We start from the raw sequence: 12,783 nt of genomic DNA, 5'->3' as shown, positions 1-12,783 counted from the left end.
CTGACTCCCGTAGGGTGTCAGACACCCCCGGATTGCGCTTGCGTACGGTGTGCCGTTGCGGTGTGGGTTACGACTTCCGGCCGGCGCGGGGGTGGGCCTGGTCGTACGCCTTGGCCAGGTGCTGGAAATCCAGCCGCGTATAGACCTGTGTGGTCGAGATATTGGCGTGGCCGAGCAGTTCCTGCACGGCCCGCAGGTCTTGTGCAGATTGCAGCACGTGGCTGGCGAAACTGTGACGCAGTACGTGCGGATGCACGTGCGCAGGCAGGCCGGCGGCCAACGCCAGCTTGCCCAGCTGCAACTGCACCACGCGCGGGGAAATGCGGCGCCCACGCGCGCCCACGAACAAGGCCGCCGCGTCGGGTTCGGCCGCGTTGGCCGCCGCCAACTGCGGCCGCACTTCTATCCAGCGCAACAAGGCGGCCAGGGCGGCCTGCCCCACCGGCACGGTGCGGCGCTTGTTGCCTTTTCCCAGCACCACGACTTCCGCGTCGGCCTGGTTCAGCCAGCCGCGCGATTCATATGTAGCGGTGCGTTCGTAGCGCAGGTCCAGGCCCACAAGCTCGGACAACCGCAACCCGCTGGAATACAGCAGCTCGAACATGGCGTGATCGCGCAGGCCGGCCGGGTCGGTGGTCAGGCGAGCGGCGTCATGGTCGAGCAGGGCCTGCGCCTGTTCGACCGACAGCGCCTTGGGCAGCGCGCGCGCGGCTTTGGGCGCGCGTATGCCGGCCACGGGGTTGCCCGCCAGGCCTGCCGCAGGCGCCCACCATTGATAGAAACCGCGCCACGCAGCCAGTGTGCGGGCGATGCTGCGCGGCCCCTGGCCTTGCGCATGCAGGCGCGCCACAAACTGGCGGATATGGCCGTTGCCCAGGCTCTCGAGGGGCAGCCCCGCCGCCTGGGCCAGCGCCGCGAGCTGAGCCAGGTCGCGCCGGTAGGCGTCCAGCGTATGGTCGGAATAACGTCGTTGCGTACGCAGGTGATGCAGCCAATCGTCCAGCGGCGCCGACAGGGCTGGCAAGGCAGGGCCGGCGCGGGTCATGATGGCAACGGGTGGTGCATGCCGGCGGCGGCCCGGTGGAGTCAGGGCTGGGCGGGCGCGGCCAGACGGCGCAGCGCGGCGGAGGCCAGCCTGCCGATGTTTTCGAGAAACACCGTGCCCATGTCGGGGCTGAAGCGCTCCGGGTCGTCCGAACCCAGCACCAGCAGGCCTACGCTGGGCTGGTCGGCGTCCAGGCGCAACGGGATCAGGGCCACGGATTGCGGTTTGGCATCCAGCCAGCCGACTGCCTCGAAACCTGTGTCGGTGCCGCAATAAGGCGCCTTGAGGCTGTCGGTAAATGCGTGCACGTCGGCCGATACCGGTTCGCCATAGCCGGTGGGCGGCTGGCCCGGCAGGTTCCAGAGCCGCAGCGCGACGTGATTCAAGTCGAACTGCTCGGCCAGGCCCAGGGCGATCTCGCCCGGCAGGCGCTGTGGTTCGGATTCACCCAGCAGCCGGCTGCACCACAGCGACACATGTTCGCCGATCGCTTCGTTGGAATCGGCGTAGTGGGTCAGTTCGTTCAGGCGCCATTCGAGTTCGCGATTGCGCTCGCGCAGGGTGAGGATCTGCCGTTCGCCCAACGAAATGGCGCGCGCGCCATGCGGGTGCGGCACCTGCAGCGTGGCGAAGATGTCGGCATGCTGGTCGAAGAATTCGGGATGGTTCTGCAGGAAATCCGCGACGTCCTGGGCGGTGAAGGCGGTATCGGTCATGAGGGCGTGGGATCAGCGGCCAAGGGCCATGGAAAAAACCAGTTTGTCGATGTCGACTTGGCCGGTATAGACGGAAGCTGCAGGGCCGGTCATGCGCAGCCGTTCGCCGTTCCAGTCGACCGTCAGCGTGCCGCCGCGCGTATGCACCCGCACCGGCGTATCGAGCAGGCCGCGCCGGATGCCGGCGGCCACCGCCGCGCAGGCGCCGGTGCCGCAGGCAAGCGTTTCGCCCGCGCCGCGCTCGTAGACGCGCAGCCGGATGGTGTGGCGGTCGACCGCTTGCATGAAGCCGGCGTTGACGCGGCGCGCAAACCGGGGATGTTGTTCGACCAGGGGGCCGATGGCCGCCACCGGCGCGGTGTCGACGTCGTCGACCTGCTGCACGGCGTGCGGATTGGAGATCGCCACGGCCGATACCGCGACATTGCGCGGCAGCCCTGCCGGGGCGCCGGGCAGATCCAGGTGCCAAAGCGTATCGTCGCCTTGCGCGGTGCTGGCCAGGCCGGCGGTGTCAAACGGCAGGGCGGCGGGGTCGAACCGGGTGACGCCCATGTCGACGGTGACTTGTTCGTCTGCGCCTTCGTCGAGTATCAGCACGCCGGTGGCGATCTGCGCGCGCAGCGGATTGCGGCTGGACAGCCCCTGTTCGTGGACAAAGCGCACGAAGCAGCGCGCGCCGTTGCCGCAATGTTCGACTTCGGAGCCGTCGGCATTGAAGATGCGATAGCGGAAATCGGCGTCGGGCACGGTGGCGGGTTCGACCAGCAGGATCTGGTCGGCGCCCACGCCGAAATGCCGGTCGGCCAGCGCGCGGGCGCGCTCGGGCGTCATGGCGATGGCCTGGCGCACGCCGTCGAGCACGACGAAGTCGTTGCCGGCCCCGTGCATTTTGGTGAAGTTCCAGATCATCTGGGGATTATCGCCCATTACTGCGCGGCGGTGGCGGGTCTAGTAGAACTTGGCTTCGCCCAGCGGCCGCGTCTTGAAGCGCCGGTGCACCCAGTAATACTGGCTGGGGCAGCGCCGGACCCAGGCCTCGATCTCGCGGTTGAGCCTGGCGGTGGCGTCTTCGAGCGAGCCTTCGCCAGGAAAGTCGTCGAGCGCCGGCAGCACTTCGACGTGGTAGCGCCCGGTGGCTGGGTCCCAGAAATCGATGACCGGCAACACCGCCGCATCCCATTTGCGGGCAAGCTGAGCCGTTGCCAGCAGCGTGGCGGCCGGCACGCCGAAAAACGGCACGAACACGGCGCCGTTGCGGCCGAAATCCATGTCGGGCAGGTAGTAGACGGGGCGCGGCGCGCGCAGGTGCCGGATCAGCTCGCGCACGCCGTCTTTGCGGCTGACCAGGAAGACTTCGTTAAACCGCGCGCGGCCCCGGCTCACGATGGCATCCACCGATGGGTCGCTCTGCGGGGTGTACATGGTGGCGCTGCTGGGCACTTCCATGGTCAGGCGCGTGGCGGCCGCGTCCAGGGCCACGAAGTGCGGCGCCAGCAGCAACACCGGGCGGCCTTCGGCGATCAGCGCGTTGATGCGTTCGGCGCCGGTTTGGGTAACCATCTCGCGCACGGCCTCGGGCGTGCCATACCAGAGCACGCCGCGATCGACGATAGTCTGGGCCAGGGCGCGGAAATGCTCGTGCAGCCAGCGTTCGCGCAAGGCCTCGGGCTCGTCGGGAAAGCACAGCCGCAGATTCATGCGCACGATGCGCGCCCGCGATCGGGCCAGCCGAGGCGCCAGCCAGCCCAGCGCCGCGCCCACGCGTTGGCGAGTGGCCGGACGCATGCGGCCAAACCAGGCAAACAGCGCGGCCAGCGCGCGCGTCTTGAAGTCAGTCATGTACGGCGGGGGTGTCGGTGGCATCTGCGCGCGGGGCCGGTGGCGCGCCGCGCGGCGTCTTGTAGCGGTTGTAGCTCCACAAATACTGATGCGGGATGCGGCGGATCAGCTTTTCCATGGCGGCGTTGAACAGCGCCGCCTGCCCTTGCGCATCGGCGGGCAGCGGCTCGGGCACTTGTTCGAAGTGCAGGCGCCAGCCCCGTCCGCGCGGCAGGCGTTCGCCCGCCACCACGATGACGGCTACGCCGGTTTGTGCCGCCAGCTTGCCCGGCAGCGTCATGGTGTACGCCATGCGCCCGAAGAACGGCGCCCACACGCCTTCGCCCTCGCCGGGCGCCTGGTCGGGCAACAGCCCTACCGATTCGTGCCGGCGCAGGGCGCGCACGAATTCGCGCACACCCTGCATCGTGGCGGGCACCGCTTTCATGTCGGCCGTATTGCGCGCGGAATCCAGCAGCGGCGCCAGCGCCGGCATGCGCGGCGGGCGGAACATGACGGTCATGGGCGTGCCGCGCGCCGCGATGTAGCGCGCGGTGATCTCGAAGCAGCCCAGGTGCGGCGTCAGGAACAGGATGCCGCGGCCCGCGTCGCGCGCGGCCTGCGCTACCTGGAAACTGTCGGACACGGCCTTGGACAGGGCTTCGGCGCTGCTAAACCATACCTTGGGCATTTCGGCCATCATGGCGCCGGTCTCGGCGGCCGCGCGGCGCGCGAATGCCGCATCGGGATAGCCCGCCTGCGCCGCGTTGGCGCGCAGCCGCTGCCGGTAGCGCCCCGGAATGGCGTAAACCAGCAGCCCCACCGCGCGGCCAAGGGCATGCAGCACGGGCAGGGGGATCAGGGCGACGGCGCGGAACAGGGCAAGCAGCATGCAACAGTAACAACGGCAGGGGCACGCGCGGCGCGCGCAACGGTATATCGATAGATTCAGGCGGTCTGCATGAAGCGGGCATTTTCGCCTAAAATGCCCGCAGTCGCCGAGTTAACCGACAACTTGCGGGGCGACGCCCGGGGCGCAGGCTGCGCATCGGGCAAAATCCGCTAAAGCGTCGCGCCCAGATCGTCACAGGCAGGTTCGGATCCGGGGCGCTACGCGCCTCGTCAACCCTGTGTGCCGGCTACGCCGGTTTCGTAAGGACGCATCCGTGGCCAATAACGATTTTCTCTTTACTTCCGAATCCGTGTCGGAAGGGCACCCGGACAAGGTGGCCGACCAGATCTCCGACGCCATTCTCGACGCCATTTTCACGCAGGATCCGCACGCGCGCGTGGCGGCTGAAACGCTGTGCAATACCGGCCTGGTAGTGCTGGCCGGCGAAATCACCACCAAGGCCAACGTCGACTATATCCAGGTGGCGCGCGACACCATTCGCCGCATCGGCTACGACAATACCGACTACGGCATCGACTACAAAGGTTGCGCGGTGCTGGTCGCCTACGACAAGCAGTCGCCCGACATCGCCCAGGGCGTCGACCGCAATTCTGAAGACTACCTGAACCAGGGGGCGGGCGACCAGGGCCTGATGTTCGGCTATGCCTGCGACGAAACGCCCGACCTGATGCCGGCGCCCATCTGGTATGCGCACAGGCTGGTGCAGCGCCAGAGCGAACTTCGCAAAGACGGCCGCCTGCCGTGGCTGCGCCCCGACGCCAAGTCGCAGGTCACCTTCCGCTACGTTGACGGCCGCCCGGTCGAAGTCGACACGGTGGTGCTGTCCACGCAGCACTCGCCCGAGATTTCCCAGTCGGCCATCCACGAGGCCGTCATCGAAGACATCATCAAGCCCAGCTTCCCGGACGGCCTGATCACCCCGCGCACGAAGTTCCTGGTGAACCCCACCGGCCGCTTTGTCATTGGCGGGCCGCAGGGCGATTGCGGGCTTACGGGCCGCAAGATCATCGTGGACACCTACGGCGGGGCCTGCCCCCACGGCGGCGGCGCGTTCTCGGGCAAGGATCCGTCCAAGGTCGACCGTTCCGCCGCCTACGCGGCGCGCTACGTCGCCAAGAACATCGTGGCGGCCGGTCTGGCGCGCCAGTGCCAGGTGCAGGTCAGCTACGCCATTGGCGTGGCCGAACCCATCAACATCACGGTGTACACCGAAGGCACCGGCGTGATCCCGGACGACCAGATCGCCAAGCTGGTGCGCGAGCACTTCGACCTGCGCCCCAAGGGCATCGTCAATATGCTCGACCTGTTGCGCCCCATCTACACCAAGACGGCGGCTTATGGGCACTTCGGCCGCGCCGAACCCGAGTTCACCTGGGAAGCGGTGGACAAGGCCCAGGCCTTGAAGCAAGCAGCCTGACGCACTACGGCTGGCGCCCGGCACCCCTCGCGGGAGTCAGGCGCCGGCCCCACGCCCAGCATACTGCCGCCACCGGCGCCAGCATCGTCAGCCAGGACAATCCGTCCCATGCGCCGTCGCCAAACAGCGCCGACAGCAGTCCCACGATAGACGCCAGGCCCAGCCATACCGGCACGCGAAACACCCCGCGCGCCGACTGCGCATGGTCGGTACGGGTATGCGTAGCATTGCGGTTCATCGCGCGGCCTCTTGTGTGCCGGCGTCCTGCATCGCATCCGCGAAGTCGGGCGCGTCGCCGGCCTTGTGGCGCGAGGCCGCCGCCGTGGGCTTGCGCAGCCACAGGTACAGGCCGCTGCCCAGCACGATTATCGTGAAGATATCCAGTATGGCCCACAACACTTTCAAGGGCAGTCCGCCGTAGTCGCCGAAATGCAGCGGCTGCGACAGGAACAGTGTCTTCACGTACCACGGCATCTCACGCGAGTCGGTCAGCGCGCCGGTGGATGCATCGACCAGGGCCGGCTTGAGCAGGCGCGAGGTCACCGGTGTGCTGCCCTTCATGAAGAACGTGTAGTGGTGGGGGCTGGAAAACATCGTGCCGGGAAATGCCACCAGGCTTACCGTCATGCCGGGCACGGCGGCGCGCGCGGTTTCCAGCGACGCCTGCAGGTGGGCCGGCTGTGTCACGGGCGGCAGGCCGCGGTAGGGCGCTGTCATCTCGGCCATCTGGTCCATTTGCCATACGCCCAGCACAATGCGGCTCAGGGTGTTGATACTGCCGGTGACGCCTACCACCAGCAGCCAGACGACGGTGACGATGCCCAGCAGGTTATGCCAGTCCAGCCATTTGATGCGGGCGCTGCGCCCGGCGCGCAGCGCGCCGAATTTCAGCCGGCGCATGAACGGGTAGTACAGCACCACGCCCGACACGATCGCCACCGCCATCAGCAGGCCCATCGCGCCCAGGAACAGCATGCCCGGCAGTCCGGCGAACATGTCGGTGTGCAGCCGGAGCATGATGTACATGAACCCCTCGTCGGTGGCCGGCTCGTCCAGCACCCGGGCCGTGCGCGAATCGACGATGAGGGCGTTGTTTTCATCGGGAGGCGCGTCCAAGGCGCGGGCCATGGACACATAGGTCAGGTCGGGATGCTCGTCCTGGTCCCAGAACATATAGCGGATGACCTCGCCGGGGCGGCGCTCGTGGGCGGCCTGTGCGATCCGGTCCAGGCTGGCGTAGGGCGTGCCGGGCGGCATCGGGGGCGCCTCTACCACCCCGGCCATATGCTCGATCTCTTCGTGAAAGATCAGGGGCAGGCCGGTGATGCACAGCAGCAGCAGGAACGCCGTGCTGACCAGGCTGCTCCACTTGTGTATCCAGGACCAGGTTTGCGTGGACATCGTCATGTCCTTAGAAAGCGATGCTCGCCGACAAGGTGTAGGTGCGCGGGTTGCCGACGAACAGGTAGCCGCTGGTCGAGGTGCCCCAGTAGTTCTTGTTGAACAGATTCTCCACGTTGAAGCGGAAGGTCACCGGCTTGCCGCTGACGCGGGTTTCGTAGCGCGCGCCCGCGTCAAAGCGGGTCCAGCTGGGCAGCGACAGCGTGTTGGCCGCGTCGGCGTAGCTGCTGTCCGTGTACACGACGCGGCCCAGCAGCGTCAGGCCCGGCACGAAGGGCGTGTCCCATTCGGCAGCCAGGTTGAACTGCCAGTCGGGCACGCCGATGGCCTGGTTATCCTGCAGGTCCGGCGATACCGCTTCGGTGATGACAGCATCGATATAGCTTGCGCCGCCCAGCAGGCGCACCCCGCGCGCCACTTCGGTGGCGAACGTAAGCTCGACCCCGCGATTGCGCTGCTCGCCGTACTCGCCGAACGTATTGCCGGATATCCCGGAACTGGGGCGCGTCAGTTCAAAAAGCGCGAGCGTGGCCAGTGTGCTGTCGCTCGGGCTGAACTTGACGCCGATTTCTTTCTGCTTGGACTTGAACGGCGGCAGCGTTTCGCCGGGATTGGTGATGGCGGCGCTGGTCGGAGCGGTATCGCCTTGCGACAGGCCTTCGACATAGCTGGCATACAGCGATACATCGGGCCGCAATCTGAACACGATCCCGGCAAACGGCGTGGTGGCGCTTTTATCGTAGCGGGGGCCGCTGGGCTCGCCGTTGGTGAAGTTGTAGTTCTGGCCTTCTACCTGCTGGCGCCTCACGCCCAGCGACAACTGCAGGCGATCCTGCATGAATCCCATGGTGTCGGCCAGCGCGTAGCTGGTGAGCCGGGTGCTTTGATAGCGGTTCAGCGGGTTATCGATGCCCGCCGTCGACGGCGTGTCGAACACATCGCCCGAATAGATATTGGACGTGCCGCCCGGATACCCGGTGTAGAACCCCAGCCTGGAATCCTGGTCGAGCCGGGTGTAGCTGAACGCCGCCTTGTGGCTGACAGGGCCGGTATTGAAATGGGCGCGCAAGCCCAGTTCGGTGGACTTGCTGTCTACCGTCATGCGCTGCCAGCCGCCAAAATACGAATAATCGCCCTGCGAATTCAGCAGGACGGGGTTGGCCGCAATGGCATCCCAGTCCAGCTTGCGCTGGCCATAGCCGGCATACGCGGTAAGGTGATCCGTCAGGTCGTATTCCACCTTGAGCACGCCCGAGCCGTTGCGGCCGTCGCTCCAGCCCAGGCCCGGATAGGGGTTCTTTCCGGCAGGCGCCTTGGGAATGGCGTCCAGCCCCGGGCCCAGCTGGAACTGCCGCACCACGTTGTCGATGTGTTCCTTCTGCCACAGCAGGTCCAGCGACGCGCGCAGGGCCTTGCCACGGTAATCCAGGGCCACCGAGCCCAGCGCGTCACGTGCCGACTGGTCTTTGATGGGCGTATCGCCGTCGCGCATCATTGCATTTACGCGTATGCCAAACGCGTTGTCGGGCCCGAAGCGGCGCCCGATGTCTGCATGCACCCCGAATACCGAATCCGACATCACGCTGCCGGTCAGCCGCGTAATGGGTTCGTCGGTCGCGCGCTTGGGAACCAGGTTGACGACGCCGCCCACGCTGCCGCCCGGAGTCATGCCGAACAGCGCCGCCGATGGACCTTTGATGATTTCGATGCGTTCCAGCGCTTCTACCGGGGCGCGCCAGTAGGGCGTCAGGCCGAACATGCCGTTGAACGCAAAGTCCGACGTGGGCACCGAGAAGCCGCGGATGGTCAGGTCTTCGTTGATGTTCGACCGGGCGCTGCCCATGCGCACGGACGGGTCCATGGTGGCCACATCGGCCACCGAACGCGCCTGTTCGTTTTCTATGGTCTGGGCGGTATAGCTGGTGACGCTGAAGGGCGTGTCCATGACCGACGTGTTGCCCAGGATGCCCATGCGGGCGCCGGCGCCGATCTGCCCGCCTGCGATGGCAGCGGGCGCTTCGTCCAGGGCGACCGGCGCGCCGGTGACAGTGACCGTGGGCAGCACGGCGGGGGCGCTGGCGGAATCGGCGCCCTGCGCCGACAGCGCGGCAGCGTACAACGCCGCGCCGCCTGCCAGCACGTGCCTGATCGCGGTCAGCCGCCTTGGCCGGCCCGGATTACCCTGGGAAATGTCGTCCACTTCCTACCCCCGTAATTAAAAAGCGACATGATAATAATTCGCAATAATAATTACTACGGGAATTTCCCTGTGTCGCTGCGAGCGGCGGCGCCGGCAGACCGCCCCGGCGGCAGGGATATCCCAATAGGGGACATAGCAGGGGTGTTAAGCTGCCGCGCATGAGCAACACCCCTTCCAAGGGCGCCGGCGCCCCCGATGCTGTCTGCGCCGACGCTTCCCGACAGGCCTTTACCGCTACCGATTCGCCCTGCGTGGCCGTCTGCTCCACCCTGTTCGACGAGATCTGCCGCGGCTGCGGTCGCACGGCCGCCGAAGTGTCCAACTGGGTCTTCATGACCGACGACGAAAAGCAGGCCGTCTGGCAGCGTATCCGCGCGCAGGGATACCCGCGCCGCAAAGGCTGACCGACGGGCGCACGGCGCCTTTGTCTTGGCCCGGTCACATACCGCAGGCTAAATCCGGTTATCGACGACTTCCGTGTCCGGAGGATCCCATGCGGATCGTGCTTGTTACCGACGCCTGGCCCCCGCAGGTCAACGGCGTGGTGCGCACCTGGACCACCATGCAGCGCCTGTTGACCCTGTGGGGCCACGAACTGCTGGTGGTCAGCCCCACGGGTGCGCGCACGGTGCCCGCGCCGTCCGAGCCCGAACTGCGCCTGTGCGTGGCGCCCGGCCGGCAGCTGCGCCGCGTGCTGGGCGACATCGTGCCCGATGCGCTGCACATCGCCACCGAAGGCCCGCTGGGGCTGGCCGCGCGCCGCCTGGCGCTGCGCCGCGGCTGGCAGTTCACCACGTCATTTCACACGATGTTTCCGGATTACCTGCAGGCGCGCATGGGGATCCCGTCCGCCTTGCCATGGCGTTATCTGCGCTGGTTTCACCGGCCTTCGGCCTGCGTGCTGGTGCCCACGCCCACGGTGCGCGACATCGTGGCCGCCCGCGGCCTGGCCAACCTGCGGGTGTGGTCGCGCGGGGTGGACGCGGCACACTTCCGCCCGGGGCGCCGCGACGCCTTCGCCGGCCTGCCGCGGCCCATTTTCCTGAGCGTGGGGCGGGTGGCGCGCGAGAAGAACCTGGACGCCTTCCTGTCGCTGGACCTGCCGGGCAGCAAAGTGGTGATCGGCGCAGGCCCCGACGAGGCGCGCCTGCGCCAGGCGTACCCCCAGGCGCATTTCCTGGGCATGCAGACCGACGACAAGCTGCCGGCTTATTACTCGGCCGCTGACGTGTTTGTGTTTCCCAGCACGACGGACACGTTCGGCCTGGTCATGCTGGAAGCCATGGCCTGCGGCACGCCGGTGGCCGCCTTTCATTCCGAAGCGCCGCGTGCCGTGATAGACGCCGGGGCCACGGGCTTTGTCAATGATGACTTGGGCATGGCCTGCCGTCAGGCCCTGGAACTGGACCGTGCCGGGGTGCGCGAAGGGGCGCTCAAGCGCACCTGGGAAAGCGTGGCGCAGGACCTGCTGGCCGCCCTGGCGCCGCTGACGCCGGCCGCCGCGGCCCACGGTGGCGCCGCGGCGCATCCCGCCAGCCCGGCGTGAACTACGGCCGGCGGCCGCGCAGTGTTGCGCGCCCGCCTGCACCCGGTACAATTCAGCCAGTCCTGAGGAGCGCTGCGACGATCCATGGCTGCCGCACACGCGGGCGGCCGGATCGCCAGGCTCAGGAATCTCACCAGGCGCCGCCCCGGGCGGCGTCCAGCAACGGCGCTCACCTTTGTCGCAGGGTCGATAAAGGCGGGCGCGCTTTCCATGATCCGTGCTTCCGTCGGCCGCCCGCGACGCGCGTTGCCGTTGAATATTTACCGGAGTACACACATGAACGCAGTTTCCGACCAAGCCGTTGCTGATTATCACGTTGCCGACCTGTCGCTGGCCGCCTGGGGGCGGCGCGAGCTGGCCATCGCCGAAACCGAGATGCCGGGCCTGATGGCCATCCGCGAGGAATTCGCCGCCAGCCAACCCCTGAAGGGCGCGCGCATCGCAGGCAGCCTGCACATGACCATCCAGACCGGCGTGCTGATCGAGACGCTGAAGGCGCTGGGCGCCGAAGTGCGCTGGGCGTCGTGCAATATCTTCTCCACCCAGGACCACGCCGCCGCGGCCATCGCCGCCACCGGCACGCCGGTATTCGCGGTCAAGGGCGAAACGCTCGAAGAATACTGGCAGTACACGCACCGCATTTTCGAATGGCCGGAAGGCCGTCACGCCAACATGATCCTGGACGACGGCGGCGATGCCACGCTGCTGCTGCACCTGGGTGCGCGGGCCGAGCAAGACGCCTCGGTGCTGTCCAAGCCGGGCAGCGAAGAAGAGCGCGTGCTGTTTGCGTCCATCAAGGCCACGCTGGCGCGCGACCCCAAGTGGTATTCGACCCGCCTGGCCGAAGTTCGCGGCGTGACCGAAGAAACCACCACTGGCGTGCACCGCCTGTACCAGATGGCGCAAAAGGGCGAGCTTGCCTTTGCCGCGATCAACGTGAACGACTCGGTCACCAAGTCCAAGTTCGACAACCTGTATGGCTGCCGCGAGTCGCTGGTCGACGGCATCAAGCGCGCCACCGATGTCATGGTGGCCGGCAAGATCGCCGTCGTGGCCGGCTATGGCGACGTGGGCAAGGGCTGCGCCCAGGCGCTGGCCGCGCTGCGCGCCCAGGTGTGGGTCACCGAGGTCGACCCGATCTGCGCGCTGCAGGCCGCGATGGAAGGCTACAAAGTGGTCACCATGGAAGAAGCCGCGCCTCATGCCGACATCTTCGTCACCGCCACCGGCAACTACCACGTCATTACGCGCGAGCACATGGCGGCCATGAAAGACCAGGCCATCGTGTGCAACATCGGCCACTTCGACAACGAAATCGACGTGGCGTCGCTGGACGACTGCCAGTGGGAAGAGATCAAGCCGCAGGTCGACCACGTGGTGTTTCCCGATGGCAAGCGCATCATCCTGCTGGCCAAGGGCCGGCTGGTGAACCTGGGCTGCGCCACGGGCCACCCGTCGTTCGTGATGTCTTCGTCGTTTGCCAACCAGACCATCGCGCAGATCGAACTCTTCACGCGTAACGACGCCTACGTGCGCGGCCAAGTGTATGTGTTGCCCAAGCATCTGGACGAAAAAGTGGCGCGCCTGCACCTGAAGAAACTGGGCGCCAAGCTCACCGAGCTGCGTCCGGAGCAAGCCAGCTACATCAACGTGCCGGTAGAAGGCCCCTACAAGCCCGAGCACTATCGTTATTGATCTGTAGCACAATAGGCAGGCCGCGCCAGGTG

At 67.0% G+C, this 12,783-nt stretch carries 12 protein-coding genes and 1 riboswitch; of the genes, 4 read left to right on the top strand and 8 right to left on the bottom strand.

Features of this window, described 5'->3' with window-relative positions; all coding sequences use genetic code 11:
* Positions 1–67: 67 nt before the first annotated feature.
* From xerC to CAL18_RS17440, 5 genes are read right to left on the bottom strand one after another with little or no spacing between them, the layout of a single operon-like run.
* Entirely contained in the window at positions 68–1,045 is a 978-nt protein-coding gene (gene xerC, locus CAL18_RS17460) for a tyrosine recombinase XerC (RefSeq protein ID WP_094818414.1), read from the bottom strand.
* Positions 1,046–1,086: 41 nt separating this feature from the next.
* Positions 1,087–1,761, bottom strand: a complete 675-nt coding sequence (locus CAL18_RS17455) for a DUF484 family protein (protein WP_094818413.1) — start codon at positions 1,759–1,761, stop codon at positions 1,087–1,089.
* A 12-nt stretch (positions 1,762–1,773) separates the two neighbouring features.
* Positions 1,774–2,688, bottom strand: a complete 915-nt coding sequence (gene dapF, locus CAL18_RS17450; protein WP_094818412.1) for a diaminopimelate epimerase — start codon at positions 2,686–2,688, stop codon at positions 1,774–1,776.
* Between the two features lie 21 nt (positions 2,689–2,709).
* On the bottom strand, positions 2,710–3,600 hold the full coding sequence (locus CAL18_RS17445) for a lysophospholipid acyltransferase family protein (RefSeq protein ID WP_026640735.1): 891 nt from the start codon (positions 3,598–3,600) through the stop codon (positions 2,710–2,712).
* Positions 3,593–4,471 (bottom strand): lysophospholipid acyltransferase family protein, encoded by an 879-nt coding sequence (locus CAL18_RS17440; protein ID WP_094818411.1) that lies wholly within the window; start codon positions 4,469–4,471, stop codon positions 3,593–3,595. The genes CAL18_RS17445 and CAL18_RS17440 overlap by 8 nt, the downstream gene beginning before the upstream one ends.
* 274 nt (positions 4,472–4,745) lie before the next feature.
* Here CAL18_RS17440 and metK point away from each other — a divergent pair, with 274 nt between their 5' ends.
* Complete coding sequence (gene metK, locus CAL18_RS17435; RefSeq protein WP_026640733.1) at positions 4,746–5,909, top strand: methionine adenosyltransferase; 1,164 nt, start codon at positions 4,746–4,748, stop codon at positions 5,907–5,909.
* 4 nt (positions 5,910–5,913) lie between these two features.
* On the opposite strand, the gene CAL18_RS17430 is transcribed toward metK, so the two are convergent.
* The 3 genes from CAL18_RS17430 to CAL18_RS17420 are packed head-to-tail and all read right to left on the bottom strand — an operon-like array spanning position 5,914 to position 9,510.
* Complete coding sequence (locus tag CAL18_RS17430; RefSeq protein WP_094818410.1) at positions 5,914–6,147, bottom strand: hypothetical protein; 234 nt, start codon at positions 6,145–6,147, stop codon at positions 5,914–5,916.
* Positions 6,144–7,310, bottom strand: a complete 1,167-nt coding sequence (locus CAL18_RS17425) for a PepSY-associated TM helix domain-containing protein (RefSeq protein WP_094818560.1) — start codon at positions 7,308–7,310, stop codon at positions 6,144–6,146. Before CAL18_RS17425 ends, CAL18_RS17430 begins: the two co-directional genes overlap by 4 nt.
* A gap of 10 nt (positions 7,311–7,320) precedes the next feature.
* Positions 7,321–9,510, bottom strand: a complete 2,190-nt coding sequence (locus CAL18_RS17420) for a TonB-dependent receptor (protein ID WP_094818409.1) — start codon at positions 9,508–9,510, stop codon at positions 7,321–7,323.
* Between the two features lie 158 nt (positions 9,511–9,668).
* Here CAL18_RS17420 and CAL18_RS17415 point away from each other — a divergent pair, with 158 nt between their 5' ends.
* From CAL18_RS17415 to ahcY, 3 genes are all read left to right on the top strand, one after another.
* Positions 9,669–9,914, top strand: a complete 246-nt coding sequence (locus CAL18_RS17415) for a DUF1289 domain-containing protein (protein WP_026640731.1) — start codon at positions 9,669–9,671, stop codon at positions 9,912–9,914.
* A gap of 89 nt (positions 9,915–10,003) precedes the next feature.
* A complete protein-coding gene (locus tag CAL18_RS17410; RefSeq protein ID WP_094797551.1) occupies positions 10,004–11,056 on the top strand; it encodes a glycosyltransferase family 4 protein in 1,053 nt (350 codons plus the stop codon).
* Positions 11,057–11,114: 58 nt separating this feature from the next.
* Positions 11,115–11,234, top strand: a riboswitch (S-adenosyl-L-homocysteine riboswitch).
* A 98-nt stretch (positions 11,235–11,332) separates the two neighbouring features.
* Positions 11,333–12,751 carry an adenosylhomocysteinase gene (ahcY, locus tag CAL18_RS17405; RefSeq protein WP_094797550.1) on the top strand — a complete coding sequence of 473 codons (1,419 nt, stop codon included), beginning with the start codon at positions 11,333–11,335 and terminating at the stop codon, positions 12,749–12,751.
* Positions 12,752–12,783 lie beyond the last annotated feature (32 nt).

It is taken from the genome of Bordetella genomosp. 7, from assembly GCF_002261415.1.
Classification (GTDB): domain Bacteria; phylum Pseudomonadota; class Gammaproteobacteria; order Burkholderiales; family Burkholderiaceae_B; genus Bordetella_A.
This window is presented reverse-complemented; position numbering and strand designations above follow the sequence as displayed.